Below are 17,619 nucleotides of genomic sequence, written 5' to 3' on the forward strand. Positions count from 1 at the left end.
TGTCGGGCCAGAGACGCAAAGCTTACTGCCGTCTGCAAATCCCTTGCTGGCCTCCTACAAGGTGCCGTAGCTGTGCAGGCCCGACAGGAACATGTTGACGCCCAGGAAGGCGAAGGTGGTGACCAGCAGGCCCAGCAGCGCCCACCAGGCCGACATCGCGCCACGCAGGCCCTTCATCAGCCGCATGTGCAGCCAGGCCGCGTAGTTCAGCCAGACGATCAGCGCCCAGGTTTCCTTCGGGTCCCAGCTCCAGTAGCCGCCCCAGGCCTCGGCCGCCCAGAAGGCGCCCAGGATGGTGGCGATGGTGAAGAAGGCAAATCCGAGCGCGATGGCCTTGTACATCAGGTCGTCGAGCACGGTAAGCGCCGGCAGGCGGGCCGAGAGCGGCTTGCGCAGTGCGACGCAGATCGTCAGGAATACCAGCACCGAGCCCATCTTGCGGGCCCAGCCATCCAGCCCGGCCACCGTCTCGGCGGGCACTTGCGCCCCGAAGCGCACCGCCAGGATGAAGGCCACCAGGGCTGCGGGCACGCCGATCAATCCGATCTGCAGCGCACGGGGCGTGGCTGTCTTCAAGAGGTAGGCCAGGGCCACCATGGCAGACAGCGCGAAAGTGCCATAGCCGACGAAATTGGCAGGCACGTGGATCTTCATCCACCAGCTCTGCAGCGCCGGCACCAGCGGTTGGATCTCGTGCGCGCCGCGCTCTATCGTGTACCAGAGCAGGAAGCCCACGGCGGCGGAAACCACCAGCATCACGTAGGCGCCCAGCGCGCGGGTCTTGAAGCGGGCTTCGTAGTAGAGATAGATCAGCGTGGTCAGCCAGGTGAACAGCACGAACACTTCGTAGAGGTTGCTGACCGGGATGTGGCCGATGTCGGGCGCGATCTGGTGGCTTTCGAACCAGCGCACCATGGTGCCGACGAGCGCCATGAAGACGGCGCCCCAGGCGAGCTTGGAGCCCAGCACCTCGGCCGTGCTCTCTTCGCTCTTGGTGAAGAAGCCGACCCAGTAGGCCAGCATGCTCATGAAGACCAGGAGGCTCATCCACAGGATGGCGCTCTGGCTGGACAGCATGTACTTGAGCAGGAAGACCTTGTCGGCGGCCGCGAGGTCGGCGCCGAATGCGTCCGTCTGGCGCAAGTAGACGTTGATCGCCAAAAGGCTGGCCGCACCGACCAGCAGCGTCAACACGCGCACCGGACGCCAGAACCAGCCCAGCGCGATCATGGCCGGCATGGCGAAGGCGAGGATGCCCTTCTCATAGACGTCCATCGAGGCGCCGTAGCGCGAGAAGGCATAGCCGCCGCCCAGCAGCACCAGCAGGGCAAATGCCCAGTCGGCGGGGCTGCGAGTGGCCCAGTGGCTGCGCCGACCCAGTGTCATCGTGGTGGTAGTCATGTGGCCTTCTTTTCCTCTTCAGGATTCAACAGCGCCTGGCTCAGGCGCGCGAACTCGGCATCGGTATCCAGCATCTGGCGGGTGCATGACAGCGCCATGCGCACGCGGGTCTGGCCCGGCGCCGTGGGCTCCAGCCAGATCCACAGCCGGCGCTCACGGACATAGAGCATCGCGAAGACGCCGACGATCAGCAAGACCGCGCCCAGATAGACCAGCTTCTGGCCAGGGGCACGTGCCACCTGGAACACGCTGGCCTGGATCTGCTTGAACTCGTCCAGCTCCAGGAGCACCGGCGCGGGATAGAACATGCTGTCCGACAAGGCCAGGACCGCCTGCGTCATGAAGTTCTGCGTGGCGGCATCGCCGGCTGGCGCGGGCTTGTCGGCACGTTCCAGATTGAGCTTGTGCAGTTCGTAGAGCGAGCCGTTCAGGATGCGCAGCAGCACTTCGGAGACGCGGTTGCGTTCGGCCTCGGGCACTTCCTTCTCGATGAAGGTCGAGAGCGCCGGCAGGCCGCCCCAGCCTGCGCTCGGCGGCACGTCGCCCGGGCGCACGCCCTCGGCGCCGGCAAACAGGTTCAAGGCGCGCATGGCCGTGGCCTGCAACTGCGGCTTCATGGCCGGGTTGCTGGCGGGCGAGGCGGCGGCGGCATAGCGCTCCGCAGCTGCTGCGCGGCGAGCCGGATCGGCCAGGGCCTGGCGCAGCCGATGCCAGCCATCGATGCCACCTTCGGAATCGACCGGGATGCGCAGGTAGCGGAAGGCTTCGGCCGGCGTGTCGCGCACACCGGCGAGGTAGACGCGCTGGCCGTCCAGCTCCACCGGCACCATGTAGTTGTTGAACTCGCGCGCCTGGCCGGCCGCGTCGCGCAGCTTGTAGCTGACCGAGGGGCCGACATTGCGCAGCGACTTGTCGCCCGGTGCCTTGGCACCGCTGCCCAGGTGCTTGTCGAGGCTCTCGGCCAGATCGACCTTGCGCACGTCTGCACCGCTGGTGGTCGCGCCGCTCATGTTCTCGACGTTGATCACGCGCAGGCCGGTGAATTCCAGGCCCAGCTTCTCAGCGCCATTGCTCAGCGAAGTGCTGGCACCAACCACGCCTTCCAGCATAAAGGGCTCGGCCGAGCTGCCCATGGGCAAGGCGCGCAGCTTGAGTTGCGAGCCGCCGTCGTCGAAGCTGCTCTGGTAGATGGCCACGCCGTCATGAATCACCGGCTCGTTGACCTTGACCGTCGCTTCGCGCGTGGCACCCGTGGCGTGGTCGCGGATCACGATTTCGCTGGCGAAGAGCTTGGGCGCGCCGGTCTCGTAGAACTCGACGATGAACTTCTTCAGCTCCACGTCGAAAGGCAGGTCCTGCAGCACGACGCCGTCGGTCATGGAGAGGATGGCAGTCGCAGCGCGGCCACCCTCGGGCACCATCAGGTTGCCGCGGTAGCTGGGGCTGCTGGCCGGCAGGCGGTGCTCGGCCTTGACCTCGCTGACCAGGCCACCGCCGCTGTAGACACTCTTGCCCTGCACGAACATCAGGCCGCGCACCAGCAGGTCGCCGTCCAGCAGGCCGCCCAGGCAGATCAGGACGATGGAGGAATGCGCCGCCAGGTAGCCGATCTTGTTGGCCGCGCCCTTGCGGGCCGCCACCATGGTGCCGCGGTCGCGCATCTGGGCCTTGGCCTTCCAGCCCTCGGCGCCCAGCAGCTCGGAAACCTTCTGCAGCGCCGCCTCGGCCGGCATTGCCAGCTCGCCCAGGGCCTTGTGAGGGAAGGCCTGCAGCGATTGCTCGCGGATGTTTTCCTTGTAGCTCTTCAGGTCCGCCACGATCTTGGGCGTGTTCCGCGCGATGCACAGGCTGGTCGAGACGACCAGGAACACCAGCATCAGGAGGAACCACCAGGCGCTATAGATCGTGTACAGGTCGATGCGACCCAGCAGTTCAGACCAGAACGGCCCGAACTGGTTCACATAGTTGTTCAGCGGCTCGCGCTGCTTGACCACGGTGCCGACGATCGCGGCGATGCAGATCGCCACGAACAGCGCGATGGCAAAGCGCATCGAGGACAGCAGTTCGACCAGGTCGTGCAGGGTGCGCGAGCGCTGGGCGGGCTGTTCGGGTCGGGCAGGGGGCAGGGCGGATTCAGCGGAAGACATCGCGGGATTGTGCCGGTGGCGGCGGCGTCAGGCTTTGAGCCAGGCGAAAAGGCGGACAAACGGCCAGAAAAGCGGCCAGAAAAAAAGCCGGTGACATGCACCGGCCTTTCGAATGACAGGGACGGGTTCGCCAGGGCGACCCGTACTCGCTCAGCGCAGGCCGGCGATGTAGTCGGACACGGCCTTGATTTCGCGGTCGTTCATCTTGGCCGCAACAGCCGTCATCTGGGCGCTGTTCAGGCGGGTGCCGGCGCGGAAGGCGTTCAGCTGAGCTTCCGTGTAGTCGCTGTGCTGGCCCGACAGGCGCGGGTACTGGGCGGGCATGCCGGCGCCCGTGGGGCTGTGGCAGCCGGCGCAGGCCGGGATGTTGCGGTCGGCAATGCCGCCGCGGTAGATCTTCTCGCCCAGGGCCACCAGGGCCTTGTCCTTGGCGAAGCCGGGCTTGGGCTGCTTGGAGGCGTAGAACGCGGCGACATTCTTCATGTCTTCCGGGCTCAGGGGCGCAGCCATGCCGCTCATGATCGGGTTGGCGCGCTTGCCCTCCTTGAACTCGGCCAGTTGCTTGGCCAGGTATTCAGGGTGCTGGCCCTGCAGGATCGGGTTGGCCGGGCTGCCACGCGAACCATCGGCCGTGTGGCAGGCAGCACACACTTGCGTGGACAGGGCTTGGCCCTTGGCCAGGTCTGGCTTGGCCGGGGCCTGGGTCTCCGACGCAGTAGCTGCGGCGGCCAGAAACAGACCCGTCAACAGGAGAGCGGCATTCTTCATGGGGTGGGGTTCGGTAAGCGCAAGCCCAGGATTTTACAATGGCTATTCACCAGCCCAGGATCTTCATGACATCGAACAACACAAAGCAGCCCGCCCAGACTCCAGAAGTCGAGGGCGAGGTCAGCGACAAACAGGTGCTTGGCTGGACCCACACGGCACGTTTTCTGACCACCGCCAGCCAGCTGGAGCACCTGCCGGCGACCGAATTGGCCGAGATCGCCTTCGTCGGCCGCAGCAATGCCGGCAAGAGCACGGCCATCAACACCCTGGCCCAGCAAAAGCGCCTGGCCTACGCCTCCAAGACGCCTGGCCGCACACAGCACATCAACCTGTTCCACCTGGGGCCCAAGGACGCGCCCAACGCCCTGTTCGCCGACCTGCCCGGCTACGGCTATGCCGCCGTGGCCAAGGCCGCCAAGCTGCGCTGGCAGAAGGTCATGGCCGACTACCTGGACGTACGCCGCAGCCTGTCGGGCGTGGTCCTGATGGTCGATTCGCGCCTGGGCCTGACCGACCTGGACAAGCAGCTCCTGCAGTTCGTGCAGCGCCGCGTGGCCAGTGGCGAGGTCAAGCTGCTGGTGCTGTTGACTAAATCCGACAAACTGAACCGTCAGGAGTCCGATGTCGCCCTGCGCAAGGCGCAAGACGAGCTGGGCGAGCTGGCCACCGAAGCATCGGACGTGTCGGTCACGCTGTTTTCGGCGCTCAAGAAGCAGGGCGTGGCCGACGTGGCCCACATCCTGCACGAATGGGTGCAGGCCCATGTGCAGGCGCCCGAGGTCGAAGTGACCGAGCAGATGGCTGCCGGCGCCGACGAAGAGAACAAGGGTGGCGAGGGCGACGAGCCCGCGGTGTCGCCCGCCTGACAGGCCGGGCAGCGGCCGCTGCCCATACTCAATGCCCATGAGCATTGAACGTTTCGACCTGGCCTTGCCTCACGGCATTACGTTGTCTTGCCGCGCCGCTGGTGGCGCGCACCTGCCGCGACTCGTGTTCCTGCATGGATTCCCGGAGGCGGCCTTCGTGTGGGACGAGGTGATGGAGGCGCTGTCTCCGCACTTCCGTTGTATCGCCCCGAACCTGCGCGGCTATGAGCGCTCCAGCGCGCCGGTCGAAGTCGAGGCCTACCGCGCCAAGCATTTGATGGCCGATGTGGCCGCCCTGATCGCCGCCACGGGCGAGGGCCCTTTGGCAGCGCTCGTGGCCCACGACTGGGGTGGCGCCGTCGGCTGGAACCTGGCGGTGCAGAAGCCCGAGCTGATGCGGCGCCTGGTCATCGTCAATTCACCGCATCCCGGCACCTTTCTGCGCGAGTTGCAGCAAAGCGAATCGCAGCGCCAGGCGAGCGCCTACATGAACCGGCTGTGCGAACCGCAGATGGAGCAAGAGCTGGCGGCCGACGATTACGCCCAGCTCTGGCCCTTCTTCACCGACCACGGCGGCCAGCCCTGGCTGACCGACGCGCTGAAAGAACGCTATCGCGAGGTCTGGAATCACGGCCTGACCGGCCCCTTGAACTACTACCGCGCCTCGCCGATGCGTCCACCCACGGAGAGCGACCCCGGCGCGATGGCGCTGAAATTCGCGCCCGAGTTCGTCACCGTGAAAGTGCCGACCACGGTGATCTGGGGCCTGGAGGACAAGGCCTTGCCTGCAGCGATGGTTGATGGCCTCGAGCAGTTTGTGCCTCTGCTGGATCTGCACCGGGTGCCGGGTGCCGGGCACTGGATCGTCCATGAACAGCCGGCCTTGGTGGCAACGTTGATACAGCGGAGTGTTTGCATGGGGTCAATTTGATGGCGTCTGAGCGGCCGAGCCAAGCGGCGCCCATGGATCCGGCTTTGCCGGGCCATCGGGAGCGCCCCCTTGAGGGGGAGGCGCGCAGCGCCTCGGGGGTGAGCAGTTACGGCCGGCCGATGAACAGATAGACGGTCGTGCCGCCACGCGGCGCGTGGCCGAGTGCCAGATAAAGCGGGCCAAAGCCGGTATCCGCGCCAATGAAGGCGCTGGCTGCGTAGCGCAGGTCCTTGAAGCTCGCGTCGCGGCGCTGGTCCCAGGCATTGCCGGCTTCCAGCGAGCCGCCGATGAAGAAGCCGCGGGTCAGCACCGGTGCTTCGCGAAGGCGCAGGTAGTAGGTAGCGCGTCCGAAAGCCAGCGTATTGCCGAAGAGCTGGCCCTGCTGATAGCCCGAGAGCTGCTGAAAGCCGCCCAGCGTGTAAGGGCCCTGGGTCGAATCGGTCGGCTGATTGGCCTGCAAGAGGCGCGCATGCAGGTTCAGCGTATGCGCGCCGATGCTGCCGGCGGCCGTGCCTTGCAGCTCGAAGCGGCTGAAATGCTGGCGCCGCGTGTTGGTGCCCGACTGCAGTCCGCTGATCGCCTCGGCCACCAGGCGGTAGCCGCGCTGTGGGAAGTTGGCAAAGTCGAGCTGGTCGATCACGGTCTTCAGCCGCACGCCGGTTTCGCTCCAGGTCTGGTTGAGCTGGTCGCCCACGTCGACGGTCAGCAGCTTGGGCGTGATGCGCCAGCGCTGGTGGGTGAGGCCCAGGCGCACCTCGCCGATGCGCCCCCAGGGTTGGCCGAGATCGAAGCCCAGCTGGCCGGACACGCGCGCCAGCCGCGCCAGGCCCTTGCCGGACTCGGGCTCGTAGATGTTGATCTGGCGCCGTTCCAGCTCGGTCCAGGCGGAGACGAACCAGTCTTCCGAGGTGCCGAGCTTCTGGATCAGCGGGTGGTAGAGCTCGCTGTAGAAGCGCGGCGTCTGGCCCACGCTCAGCTGATTGCGCCACTCGGTGCCGTGGTCGGTGAGCCAGTGGCGGTTGTGGCTGAGGCGCAGGTTGAATGAGCTCTCGCCGGCGAAGTCGGTGCTGAGATCCAGGCCGACGCGGAAGTAGTTCGGGCCCCAGGGCTTGTCTTCCATGAGGAACACCAGCGTGTCGCCTTCGGCACGTTGCTCAACGTGATAGTCCACCCGCACATAGTCGCCCGTGGACGCGAGCTTTCGGGTGTTCTCGCTCGGCCCGGGCGGGGTCGAAGTTCTGGCCAGCTTGCGATTCGAGCTGGGCCTTGAAGCGCTCCGGGTTGGTGTTGTCGCTGCCCTCGAAAGCCACCGCTTCCAGCGAAGGCGCGGCGGGGTTGTGTGAAAGGTGCGCCTTGCGCCAGCGCTTGTATTCGGCCTCGGGCAGGGCCAGCTCGCGCAGCCGCGGCAGCAAGGCCTCGGCGGCTGCCTCGCCCTGGGTGATGAAGTCGCGGCCGCGCTCGAAGTCGGCCGACGTCAGCTTGCCAAGGTTTGGCGTGATCAGGATGTCCTCGTTCCAGAGGCTGGCCAGGCTGCGCTGGACGTTCTGCTCGGTCAGGATGTTGATCATCTGGCCGGTCAGTCCGACCATCGAACCCAGGGACGAGCGCGCCGACAGCGGCGTGCCGACGTTGACCGCGATCAGCTGCTCGGCGCCCATGCGGCGGGCAATGTCGACCGGCAGGTTGTTCACCAGGCCGCCGTCGCCCAGGATGCGCTCATTCCATTCGATAGGCGCGAACACGCCGGGCACGCTCATGCTGGAGCGCATGGCCAGCGCCAGGTCGCCATTGCCAACGACGACCTGCTGGCCATCTTCCATATTGGTGGCGACCGCGCGGAAGGGAATGGGCAGCTTGTCGAACTCCTGCACCATGCGCACCGGCAAGGTCAGGCGCCGCAGCAGGGCTTCCAGGCCGCGGCTGGACAGGGTGCCTTGCGGCGCCCGCAACTCGCCATCACGCAGGCCGAGCTCCAGTGCGGCCGAAAACTCGAAGTCCTCTTCCTTGCGGCGCTGCGACAGCTGCTGGCGCTCCACGCGCGCCGCAAAAACGCGCCCCCAATTGATCTGCAACAGCTCGCGCTCCAGCTCGGCGGCAGTCATGCCGCTGGCGTAGAGGCCGCCGATGATGGAGCCCATCGAGGTGCCGGCAATCAGGTCGACCGGAATGCGCTCGCGCTCCAGCACCTTGAGCACCCCCACATGGGCCAGGCCGCGCGCGCCACCACCCGAGAGCACCAGGCCCAGCTTGGGCCGCGCTGGCGGGGGCTGGGGCACATCGGTCGGTGCTGCCATGGCTGTGCCGGCGAGCGCCAGCAGCACCAAGCCGACGAAGCCGACCGCAAGCCTCATCAGGCGTCGAGGTCCTGCATCAGCGTGTCGACCGCGCGCTGCACCAAGGTGTCCTCGGCCAGCGACGTGATCAGGCCGTTGGCCAGGAGCTTCTCGAGCGCACCGCGGGTCAGGGAATGGCGGTCTTCCGCATCCTGGCCGACGAAGAGGAAGAACTGGCGGCTCTCGCTGACCCAGGCGATCTGGGCTGTCAGCCACTGGCTCTGGATGAACAGGTGGTACCACTGGCCCACTTCCAGACCGTCAACCCAGGCCGCCAGCGCGGCGCGGGATTCGGGGCTGTCGTTCTCGTCGTAGAGCTGGGTCGGCACCGTGGGCAACTGGCCTCGGTCCACCTGGTCATGGGCCCAGCGCGAGGGCATCTGCGATTCGCGCTCGCTGAGCAACTGTTGCAGCAGGTCTTCGGGGCTCAGTTCGCGCTTGTCGACAGCGCGCAGCGCCGACACCGGGGGTACGGCCGGCTGGCCTTGCAGCACGCGTTGGTGCATCTGTGCCAGTTCGTGGATCAGGGCCTGCGATTTGCTGGCGGGCAAGGCGATGGAGTTGAAGCCTTGCTCCAGCCTTTGCATCAGCGCTGGCAGGCGGCCGCGCAGGCGTGTCACCTCGGCCGGCGTCTTGCACGGCTCCAGGCTGGCGAGCAGTTCGTCCACCGTGTCGATGTGGGCATGCGCCTCGGCCGCATCGCGGCCATGCAGCACCATGGCCTGCACGATCACGTCGACCCAGGTGCCCCTGAGGAAGCTGCGCAGCGCCGGAGTGACCGGCGCGTCGATCATCTGGTCGCCGACCTGCTCGCGCAGCACCGTCGCCCACTGGTCACGCATCTGTTCGCGCTCCAGCGCGGCCAGCGCCGTGGCGCTGCGTTCACTGCGCTGGCGTGCCTGCGAACCGATGTGCTCTTCCACCTGGATCAGCACCTGCTGGAACAGCTGGGCGCTGGGCGAAGGTGTGGCCACAAGCATGGACAGGCGCGTCTCCATGAACTGCAGGAACTGCTGCAGGCGCTCGTCGTTCGGGTTGTCGAAACCCATGCCATGCGAGGCGACACGGTTGAGCAGTTGCCAGGTCGGATGCTCCTGGCGGCGCATCAGGCTGGGGTCGATGCGGGCCAGGCGCACGACCGGAATCTGCAAACGCGCCAGCAAGGCCTTGACCGGCGGCAACAGGCGCGGGTCGGCCAGGATCTGGTCGTACAGCCGCGTCAGCAGGTCGCCGGTACCGCCGGCGGCTGCCGGGCTGAAATTGATGCCACTGGGCGCCGGTGGCAGCTCGGGCTTGCTCGCGAGCTTCTGTGGCCGGCTGTTCACTTCGTCCACCCGCTTGGCCAGGCTGTCCAGCGTCGCGGGGCTGAGCTTGGCCGCCTGTGCTTTCGCGGCTTCCGAGAGATTGCGCAGGCGCGGGTCCTGGCCGCCCGTGCCCGAACCGTAGCTCGACACCATCTGGCTCAGGTGTGCCGCCTGCAACTGGCTGCAAAGCGCGGCGTAGTGGTGCTGCAGCGTTTCGGTGAGCGGGCCGGCCGCCACCTTGAGCATTGCGTAGCGCCCTTCGGAATCCAGGTTGGTGTCGACCAGCGCGTCGTACATGGCCTGGGCGAACAGGGCCGGGCGCAGCGGGTTGTCGTCTTTGCGGTGGGCGCTTTGGCCGCGCAGGGCAGCAAAGAAATTGCCCAGCTGATGCAGCTCGGGCTTGCATTGCTCTTCCACCGATGCGATCAGGTGGGCGATGGCAACATCCTGCAGCGCCTGGTGTTCGTCAACCAGGCTCAATGTGTCGAGCGACACCGCCGCGCCACGGCGCAGCGGGTCCTGGCCACGCCTGGCGATCTGCAGCATCGGCTGCAGTACCGCCTCCAGATTGGTGGCGAAGCGGCCACGCTGGCGGCGCCAGCCTTCCAGCAGCATGAAATGTTGGGGGCGGCGTTCCAACTCGTCCTGGATCGCATCCTGGACCGAGCGCGCAAGCATCGGCAGGGCGGCGATGGTGTCGTCGACCAGGGTTTGCAGGGTAGGGGCTTGTGGCATGTCGTGACTTTGACGGATGCCGCATTATGAATTGGCAACCCACGCAAATGCTGACTCTGCGCGGCCCCCCCCTGAGGGTGGATGGTCCGGGCAACAGACCATGAAAAATCACCGCTTTTTTCATCGGTAACAGGGCAATGAAAAAGGGCCGCATTGCTGCGGCCCTTTCTGAACTTGCCCTCGAAGGGCAGGCTCGTTCTTACATGTCCATGCCCATGCCACCCATGCCGCCCATGCCACCAGGCATGCCGCCGCCGGCTGCTTCTTCCTTCGGCGACTCGGCGACCATGCACTCGGTCGTCAGCATCAGCGAAGAAACCGAAGCGGCGTTCTGCAGGGCAGTGCGTGTCACCTTGGTCGGGTCCAGGATGCCCATTTCGATCATGTCGCCATAGGTGTCGTTGGCGGCATTGAAGCCGTAGTTGCCCGAACCGGCCAGCACGGCGTTCACGACGACGGAGGCTTCGCCACCGGCGTTGTAGACGATTTCGCGCAGCGGGGCTTCGATGGCCTTCAAGACCAGCTTGATGCCGGCGTCTTGGTCGGCGTTGTCGCCCTTGATGACGCCAGCAGCTTGCTTGGCGCGCAGCAGAGCCACGCCACCACCGGCCACGATGCCTTCTTCCACCGCAGCGCGGGTGGCGTGCAGCGCGTCTTCCACGCGAGCCTTCTTTTCCTTCATTTCGACTTCGGTGGCAGCGCCGACCTTGATCACGGCAACACCGCCGGCCAGCTTGGCCACGCGCTCTTGCAGCTTCTCGCGGTCGTAGTCGCTGGTGGCTTCCTCGATCTGGATGCGCACTTGCTTGACGCGGGCTTCGATGTCGGCAGCAGCACCCATGCCATCGATGATGGTGGTGTTTTCCTTGCCCACTTCGACGCGCTTGGCCTGGCCCAGGTCAGCCAGCGTGACCTTCTCCAGCGTCAGGCCGACTTCTTCGGCGATGACCTTGCCGCCGGTCAGGATGGCGATGTCTTCCAGCATGGCCTTGCGACGGTCGCCGAAGCCCGGCGCCTTGACGGCCACGACCTTCAGGATGCCGCGGATCGTGTTGACCACCAGGGTCGCCAGCGCTTCGCCTTCGACTTCTTCGGCAATGATCAGCAGCGGACGGCCCGACTTGGCCACTTGCTCCAGCGTGGGCAGCAGGTCGCGGATGTTCGAGATCTTCTTGTCGTACAGCAGGACAAACGGGTTGTCCAGCAGTGCGGCTTGCTTCTCGGGGTTGTTGATGAAGTAGGGAGACAGGTAGCCGCGGTCGAACTGCATGCCTTCGACGACGTCCAGCTCGTTGTTCAGGCTCTTGCCGTCTTCAACGGTGATCACGCCTTCCTTGCCCACCTTGTCCATTGCCGAGGCAATGATCTGGCCGACGTCGGCATCGCTGTTGGCCGAGATCGTGCCGACTTGAGCGATTTCCTTGGAGGTGGTGGTGGCCTTCGAAGCCTTCTTCAGCTCGGCGACCAGGGCCGTCACGGCCTTGTCGATGCCGCGCTTCAGGTCCATCGGGTTCATGCCGGCGGCCACGTACTTCATGCCTTCGCGCACGATGGCCTGGGCCAGGACCGTCGCGGTCGTGGTGCCGTCACCGGCGTTGTCAGACGTCTTGGAAGCGACTTCCTTGACCATCTGCGCGCCCATGTTCTGCAGCTTGTCCTTGAGCTCGATTTCCTTGGCGACCGACACGCCGTCCTTGGTCACCGTGGGGGCGCCGAACGAGCGCTCCAGCACCACATTGCGGCCCTTGGGGCCCAGGGTCACCTTGACCGCATTGGCCAGGATGTTCACGCCTTCAACCATGCGAGCACGAGCTTCGCCGCCAAAGATCACGTCTTTTGCTGCCATGTGTATTTCTCCGAATTCTTAAAAAGTGGGTGTTGCTGTTGCTACGGACTTTTGTCTCCGGCCGGCCCCTTGGGCCTTAACTTCGCAAGCGAAGTTAGCCTCGACGAAAGTAAATCGCCGTGGGCGATTTACTTTTCCACCACTGCAAACAGGTCTTCTTCACGCATCACCAGCAGCTCGTCGCCATCGACCTTGACGGTCTGGCCCGAGTACTTGCCGAACAGCACGCGGTCGCCGACCTTGACGTTCATGGCGATCAGGTCGCCACGGTCGTTGCGCTTGCCGGTACCGACGGCGAGCACTTCACCCTGGTCCGGCTTTTCAGCGGCGGCGTCGGGGATGAAGATGCCCGAGGCAGTCTTGGTTTCTTGTTCCAGGCGCTTAACGATCACGCGATCGTGCAGAGGACGCAGATTCATCACATCTCCTTGAGGATTTCTCGGGCTTTGAAAATGGAGATCCGCCAGGGCCCAGAGGCCGGGGCGGATCGTTAGCACTCTTGATTGTTGAGTGCTAGCAATCGGATTATAGGGGTCGGAGATGGGCTTTCAAGAGCCCGCCCATGCCTGACGGCGTGGAAAGGATTTGCCCAGTGATGCGGATCCGAAAGATGCTCGTTCGGATCCCGCACATGGCGTTATGCACAAAATGAATAGGGTTAACCCGCAATGACTAGGTAATTTCCCTAGAATGACAGCATTCGCAAACGCAAAGAGGAGATAGAAGAATGGAACTGCTGATCATCACCCTGGCCCTGTCGGCCGTCGCCCTGATCGTCCAACTGAAGGACCTGGTCCAAGCCGACCTCGGCGGCGCGCTGTAAGCACCGCCACTCAATGAGTCAGGCCTCCCGTTGGGAGGCTTTTTTTCGCCCGTGCTCAGCTGCTCAGCGCGCGCATGAGGAGTGCCTGCACCAGCAGGCGCTCGCGGGCGGCCTGTTCGGTCACCGGCAATTTATCAACCCAGTCCGGCGGACAGGTGGCCAGGCTGGACTGGCTGTCCAGCACCGGGGTGCCGCATTGCAGCTGCAATTGCCGCAGCAGTTCGGGCGGCAGGTCCTGGCATTCGATGGCGTCATAGAGCCGGCCCAGCATGCGGGTGGTGGCCAGCGTGGTCGACGGGCAGAACAGGCCGGCGTGCTGCGGTCGGATCAGCGAGACCTGGGCGCCAAGTTCCTGGGCGGCGTCGATGAAGCGCGTTGCGGCCGCGCCGTCCGGATGCTCAGTCAGCAGGCCGATGTTCTTGTTGCGCAGCAGGCTGCGCCCGTGGCTGGCCATGCCTGCAGATTGCAACGCCTTGGCGGTGTCGAGCAGGGCGGCGAGTTCGGTAGCAATGAGCGTGGCCTGGTAAGGGGTGGGCATGGGGCAAGGTGTCTGAACAGAGTTCAAGCAGCCAGCGGCGATGCTAATCAGGCGCAGGTGGCGACCGTTGACCGGGATCAACAAGCCGAACGCTTGTCTCAAGTACCCAGGGCGCCCAGCCCGCTGTTACCAACTGTTTACGCAGCGCTTGCCGACTGCTTCAAATCGGTCTTGTCGGTTGTCATGCGGTTGGCCGAGGCTCCCTAGCATGGGCTCATCAAACACAGACCCGCAGGACGCCCATGCTGACCACCGCCACTCCCATCCTTCTCCGCAAGAACGAGGCGGCCAATGCCGGCTCGCTGCAGGGGCAAGCACAGCACCGGAACTCCGAGCAGCGCGCGCAGCTGAGCAGCAGCCAGCAGATTGCCGATGCGCTGGCCTTGGTCAGCGACTGCCTGGTGCCGCAGCGCTTGATGGTGCGTGCCGGTGACGTGATCTGCCAGGCCGGCCAGCGTTTCGACTGCCTGTACCTGATGAACTCCGGCTTCGTGAAGATCATCAGTCTGTCCAGTGATGGCCGCGAGCAGGTGGTGGGGCTGAAGTTCCGCGGCGATTGGCTGGGCTTTGACGGCATTGCCAACCAGCGCTACAGCTGTGATGCCATCGCCATCGACACCGGCGAGGTCTGGGCGATCCGCTATGACGCGCTGCTCGAGGCGAGCCTGCGTCGTCCTGTGCTCCTGAACCTGCTGCACCAGGCGATGAGCCGCGAGATAGCCAACGACCGCGACTCGCTGATGTCGGTCTGCACCCTGCCGGCCGACGCCCGCGTGGCCGACTTCCTGCGCTACTGGGCCGACTCACTGGCCAAGCGCGGCCTGCGCACCGACCAGATCAAGCTGCGCATGACCCGTGCCGAAATCGGCAACTACCTGGGCATGACGCTGGAAACGGTGAGCCGTGCGCTTTCGCGCTTGGCCAAGGCCGGCTTGATCGAGTTCGCCGAGGGCGGTCGTCGCGACATCCTGATCCCCGAGGTCGATGCACTGCGCACCTTCATCCAGGGCGGTATGACACCGGCCCCTGCGCTGCTGCAGTAAGCCCAGCCGTTTCAGTCAGTTGCTGAGCAGCCTGGCCATGGCCGCGGCCAGCTCTTCGCGGCCATAGGGCTTGCGCAAGAGCTCCCAGCCAGGTGGCGAATCGCGGTCGGCGTCCAGCAGCTCGGATGAAAAGCCTGACATCAGCAGCACGGCCATGCCCGGGCGGCTGGCCTGGGCGCGTGCCGCCAGCTCGGTGCCCCGCATGCCCGGCCCGAGGGCAATGTCGCTGAGCAACAGGTCAAAGTGCGGTGGCTCGCCCGTCGGCGGATCCAGTACTTGCAAGGCCTGCTCGGCGCTGGCGGCCGACTCCACGATGCAGGCCAGCCCCAGCAGAAAAGTCCGCACGATGTGGCGCACCTCGGTGTCGTCTTCCACCAGCAGCACGCGTATGCCGGCACGCAGCGGCGCGACATCCGGTTTGTCCTCGCTTTCGCGGGCCGCCGTCCAGGGTTGAGGGATGTAGAGCGTCAGGGTTGTGCCCATGCCCTGCGCGCTGCTGATCGCGATCGCGCCCTTGGACTGCTTGACGAAGCCATAGACGGTGGCCAGGCCCAGGCCCGTACCGCGGCCGGCGGCCTTGGTGGTGAAGAAGGGCTCGAAAGCACGCTCGCGCACGGCCTCGGGCATGCCCTGACCGCTGTCGGTGATGGTGATCTGGACGAAGCGATCTACGGCGGCACTGGGGTCTTCGAGCTCGGTGCGCAGCCGATCCGGCAGGCTGGCGCAGGCGCTGGCGCGGAACTGCAGCCAACCACCCTCGGGCATCGCGTCGCGGGCATTGATCGCGATATTGAGCAGTGCCGATTCCAGCTGCGCCGGGTCGGCGAGCACCAGGGGGCAGTCCTCGCCCACCTCGACCGTGATGGCAATGCGCTGGTCGAGCGTGCGGCGGAGCATGCCGGCCAAGGAATTGAGCAGCGCATGCAGGTCCACCGGCTCCGGCTGCAGCACCTGGCGGCGCGCGAAGGTCAGCAACTTGGCCGTGAGTTCGGCAGCACGCCGGCTGGCCCGCGTGGCCGCGGCCAGCAGCGGCTTTGCTGGCGATGACGCGTCAAGCCCAGGCAAGTCTTCCAGCACTTGAAGATTGCCCTGGATGACGGTCAGCAGATTGTTGAAATCGTGGGCGATGCCGCCGGTCAGCTGGCCAACGCTCTCCAGGCGCTGTGCATGGTTGAGCGCCTCCTCGGTCTTGGCGCGCTGCAGGCTGCTGGTCAGCAGATTGGCCAGCGACTCGAGGAAGTGCACCTCGTCGTCTCCAAAGCGCTGGCTGCGCCGCGAGCGCACGGTCAACGCACCGATGATGCGGCCGCGCTCCGCCAGTGGCACCGCCAGCGCGCTGCGCAGGCCAGCGTCAAGATAGGCCTGGGGCACGGCGAAGCGCTGCTCTGTGGCGTAGTCGGCCACCACCACCGGCGTGCCGGTGGCGGCCAGGTAGCCTGGGGGCGTGTCCGGTCGGTTGGGCAGCAGCGTGCCCAGCGGCTCGGCCGGCAGGAGGCCGAAGCCGCTGGCCAGGCGGATCTGCTTGCGGTCCGGCTCCAGCAGGAAGACTGCCGCCAGCTCCACCTGCAAGGCTTCGGCCGCGATGGTGCTGACCCTCGTCAGCAGCACCTCCGGGTCCCGCGTATCGATCGCCAGGCGGCCCAGTTGCGCCAGATGCTCGCTGTAGCGGGCACGCTGCAGCGCTTTCTTGACGCGCGGATAGCTGCCGACATCGCGGATTGCCGCCACCACCAGGCCCTGCTGCGGCAGCGGGCTCAGTGCGATCTCGACCATCACTTCCGAGCTGTCGCTGCGCCTGGCCACCAGCTCCATCTGCGTGCCCATGGGGCGCGCGCGCGGCGCTTCACCATAGGCCTTGCGGTACTCGGCATGGCGGGGGCGGATCGCGTCGGGCACCAGCGCATCGACGGTCAGGCCGTGCAGCTCGTCCACCGTGTAGCCAAGCAGGTTCGAGGCCGCCTCATTGCAAAGCACGATGTGGCCCGCCTTGTCGACCAGCAGCAGCGCATCGGGAAAGGCCTGGAACAGCGAGCGGAACACTGTGGACGGATCCAGACCCGTCGGCAGCGCCGGGGTTTCGCCGTCCGGCCTCATGTCGATGGGCTCACCGCGGGCACGAGGATGTAGCCGGCACCCCGAACCGACTTGATCAGCTGCGGGTTGTCGACATCGGTTTCCAGCTTCTTGCGCAGGCGGCCGACCTGCACGTCGATCGTGCGGTCAAAGGGGCCGGCCTCGCGGCCGCGCGTGTGCTCCATCAGAAAATCGCGCGAAAGCACCCGGCCCGGATGCCGGGCAAAGGCCACCAGCAGGTCGAACTCGCCGCTGGTGAGCGCCACTTCCTGGCCGGTCGGCGAGAGCAGGCGGCGCGCACCCACGTCAAGGTTCCAGCCAGAGAAGCACAGCTGCTCGCCACCAGGCTGCAGCGCGGCCGCCGCGGCGAGCGGCTGCAGCCGGCGCAGTACCGCTTTGATGCGGGCCAACAGTTCGCGCAGGTCGAAGGGCTTGGTCACATAGTCGTCGGCACCGACCTCCAGACCGACCACCTTGTCGATGGCGTCGCCGCGGCCGGTCACGATCACCAGGCCGCAGCACCAGTGCTCGCGCAACTGGCGGGCAATCGAGAAACCGTCCTCGCCGGGCAGGCCCAGGTCCAGGAGCACCAGGGCGGGCGGGTCGGCCTTCATCAGCAACATCAAGGCATGACCGTCGTGCAGTGCGGTGACCCGAAACCCATGCGCCTGCAGGTAATTGCCCAGCAGCTGGGTGATATCGGATTCGTCGTCGACGATGGCGATATGGGCTGGAACCGTATTCATCGAGACAAAGCCTAGCAGGATTGGCCGACCTGGCGCTGACAATGTGGCCCGCGACTACTGCCTTT

General features: G+C 65.8%; 14 protein-coding genes. 3 read left to right on the forward strand and 11 right to left on the reverse strand.

The window, feature by feature from the left end; all coding sequences use genetic code 11:
- Positions 1 to 54: 54 nt before the first annotated feature.
- The 3 genes from ccsB to ABT392_RS00735 all read right to left on the reverse strand — a co-directional run bounded on the left by ccsB (position 55) and on the right by ABT392_RS00735 (position 4,316).
- On the reverse strand, positions 55 to 1,401 hold the full coding sequence (gene ccsB, locus ABT392_RS00725) for a c-type cytochrome biogenesis protein CcsB (RefSeq protein WP_395384378.1): 1,347 nt from the start codon (positions 1,399 to 1,401) through the stop codon (positions 55 to 57).
- A complete protein-coding gene (locus ABT392_RS00730) occupies positions 1,398 to 3,548 on the reverse strand; it encodes a cytochrome c biogenesis protein ResB (RefSeq protein ID WP_395384377.1) in 2,151 nt (716 codons plus the stop codon). The genes ccsB and ABT392_RS00730 overlap by 4 nt, the downstream gene beginning before the upstream one ends.
- A 150-nt stretch (positions 3,549 to 3,698) precedes the next feature.
- Complete coding sequence (locus ABT392_RS00735) at positions 3,699 to 4,316, reverse strand: c-type cytochrome (protein ID WP_334279201.1); 618 nt, start codon at positions 4,314 to 4,316, stop codon at positions 3,699 to 3,701.
- A gap of 65 nt (positions 4,317 to 4,381) precedes the next feature.
- On the opposite strand from ABT392_RS00735, the gene yihA reads away from it, so the two are divergent.
- Positions 4,382 to 5,182 carry a ribosome biogenesis GTP-binding protein YihA/YsxC gene (gene yihA, locus ABT392_RS00740; protein ID WP_395384376.1) on the forward strand — a complete coding sequence of 267 codons (801 nt, stop codon included), beginning with the start codon at positions 4,382 to 4,384 and terminating at the stop codon, positions 5,180 to 5,182.
- Positions 5,183 to 5,219: 37 nt separating this feature from the next.
- Positions 5,220 to 6,113 (forward strand): alpha/beta fold hydrolase, encoded by an 894-nt coding sequence (locus ABT392_RS00745; protein ID WP_334279199.1) that lies wholly within the window; start codon positions 5,220 to 5,222, stop codon positions 6,111 to 6,113.
- 106 nt (positions 6,114 to 6,219) lie between these two features.
- Here the strand turns inward: ABT392_RS00745 and ABT392_RS00750 are convergent, their stop codons facing one another.
- The 6 genes from ABT392_RS00750 to ABT392_RS00775 form a co-directional block, all read right to left on the reverse strand.
- Positions 6,220 to 7,284: a BamA/TamA family outer membrane protein gene (locus tag ABT392_RS00750; RefSeq protein ID WP_464970875.1), complete on the reverse strand. Its 1,065-nt coding sequence runs from the start codon at positions 7,282 to 7,284 to the stop codon at positions 6,220 to 6,222.
- On the reverse strand, positions 7,268 to 8,464 hold the full coding sequence (locus tag ABT392_RS00755) for a patatin-like phospholipase family protein (protein WP_464970876.1): 1,197 nt from the start codon (positions 8,462 to 8,464) through the stop codon (positions 7,268 to 7,270). Before ABT392_RS00755 ends, ABT392_RS00750 begins: the two co-directional genes overlap by 17 nt.
- A complete protein-coding gene (locus tag ABT392_RS00760) occupies positions 8,464 to 10,485 on the reverse strand; it encodes a DUF1631 family protein (RefSeq protein WP_334279197.1) in 2,022 nt (673 codons plus the stop codon). Before ABT392_RS00760 ends, ABT392_RS00755 begins: the two co-directional genes overlap by 1 nt.
- 199 nt (positions 10,486 to 10,684) lie before the next feature.
- Entirely contained in the window at positions 10,685 to 12,331 is a 1,647-nt protein-coding gene (gene groL / locus ABT392_RS00765) for a chaperonin GroEL (RefSeq protein WP_395384374.1), read from the reverse strand.
- Positions 12,332 to 12,459: 128 nt separating this feature from the next.
- The gene (gene groES / locus ABT392_RS00770) at positions 12,460 to 12,750 is read right to left on the reverse strand and encodes a co-chaperone GroES (protein WP_334279195.1); all 291 of its coding nucleotides are present in this window, start codon (positions 12,748 to 12,750) and stop codon (positions 12,460 to 12,462) included.
- 459 nt (positions 12,751 to 13,209) lie between these two features.
- Positions 13,210 to 13,692 carry a Rossmann-fold NAD(P)-binding domain-containing protein gene (locus tag ABT392_RS00775; RefSeq protein WP_334279194.1) on the reverse strand — a complete coding sequence of 161 codons (483 nt, stop codon included), beginning with the start codon at positions 13,690 to 13,692 and terminating at the stop codon, positions 13,210 to 13,212.
- 242 nt (positions 13,693 to 13,934) lie between these two features.
- Between ABT392_RS00775 and ABT392_RS00780 the strand changes: the two genes are divergently transcribed.
- Positions 13,935 to 14,735: a Crp/Fnr family transcriptional regulator gene (locus ABT392_RS00780; protein WP_395384373.1), complete on the forward strand. Its 801-nt coding sequence runs from the start codon at positions 13,935 to 13,937 to the stop codon at positions 14,733 to 14,735.
- A 15-nt stretch (positions 14,736 to 14,750) separates the two neighbouring features.
- Here the strand turns inward: ABT392_RS00780 and ABT392_RS00785 are convergent, their stop codons facing one another.
- Both ABT392_RS00785 and ABT392_RS00790 read right to left on the reverse strand, forming a co-directional pair.
- On the reverse strand, positions 14,751 to 16,829 hold the full coding sequence (locus ABT392_RS00785; protein ID WP_395384372.1) for an ATP-binding protein: 2,079 nt from the start codon (positions 16,827 to 16,829) through the stop codon (positions 14,751 to 14,753).
- Positions 16,826 to 17,554 (reverse strand): winged helix-turn-helix domain-containing protein, encoded by a 729-nt coding sequence (locus tag ABT392_RS00790; RefSeq protein WP_395384371.1) that lies wholly within the window; start codon positions 17,552 to 17,554, stop codon positions 16,826 to 16,828. The genes ABT392_RS00785 and ABT392_RS00790 overlap by 4 nt, the downstream gene beginning before the upstream one ends.
- Positions 17,555 to 17,619 lie beyond the last annotated feature (65 nt).

The organism is Paucibacter sp. JuS9, from assembly GCF_044043925.2.
Lineage (GTDB): Bacteria > Pseudomonadota > Gammaproteobacteria > Burkholderiales > Burkholderiaceae_C > JAUASW01.

What these genes read in the sequence shown, in the direction of transcription:
- ABT392_RS00745 (WP_334279199.1), top strand. Translation starts at nt 5,220, where the DNA reads ATGAGCATTGAACGTTTCGACCTGGCCTTGCCTCACGGCATTACGTTG.
- ABT392_RS00755 (WP_464970876.1), bottom strand. Translation starts at nt 8,464, where the DNA reads ATGAGGCTTGCGGTCGGCTTCGTCGGCTTGGTGCTGCTGGCGCTCGCC.
- groES (WP_334279195.1), bottom strand. Translation starts at nt 12,750, where the DNA reads ATGAATCTGCGTCCTCTGCACGATCGCGTGATCGTTAAGCGCCTGGAA.
- ABT392_RS00780 (WP_395384373.1), top strand. Translation starts at nt 13,935, where the DNA reads ATGCTGACCACCGCCACTCCCATCCTTCTCCGCAAGAACGAGGCGGCC.
- groL (WP_395384374.1), bottom strand. Translation starts at nt 12,331, where the DNA reads ATGGCAGCAAAAGACGTGATCTTTGGCGGCGAAGCTCGTGCTCGCATG.
- ABT392_RS00785 (WP_395384372.1), bottom strand. Translation starts at nt 16,829, where the DNA reads ATGAGGCCGGACGGCGAAACCCCGGCGCTGCCGACGGGTCTGGATCCG.
- ABT392_RS00730 (WP_395384377.1), bottom strand. Translation starts at nt 3,548, where the DNA reads ATGTCTTCCGCTGAATCCGCCCTGCCCCCTGCCCGACCCGAACAGCCC.
- ABT392_RS00775 (WP_334279194.1), bottom strand. Translation starts at nt 13,692, where the DNA reads ATGCCCACCCCTTACCAGGCCACGCTCATTGCTACCGAACTCGCCGCC.
- ccsB (WP_395384378.1), bottom strand. Translation starts at nt 1,401, where the DNA reads ATGACTACCACCACGATGACACTGGGTCGGCGCAGCCACTGGGCCACT.
- ABT392_RS00790 (WP_395384371.1), bottom strand. Translation starts at nt 17,554, where the DNA reads ATGAATACGGTTCCAGCCCATATCGCCATCGTCGACGACGAATCCGAT.
- ABT392_RS00735 (WP_334279201.1), bottom strand. Translation starts at nt 4,316, where the DNA reads ATGAAGAATGCCGCTCTCCTGTTGACGGGTCTGTTTCTGGCCGCCGCA.
- ABT392_RS00760 (WP_334279197.1), bottom strand. Translation starts at nt 10,485, where the DNA reads ATGCCACAAGCCCCTACCCTGCAAACCCTGGTCGACGACACCATCGCC.
- yihA (WP_395384376.1), top strand. Translation starts at nt 4,382, where the DNA reads ATGACATCGAACAACACAAAGCAGCCCGCCCAGACTCCAGAAGTCGAG.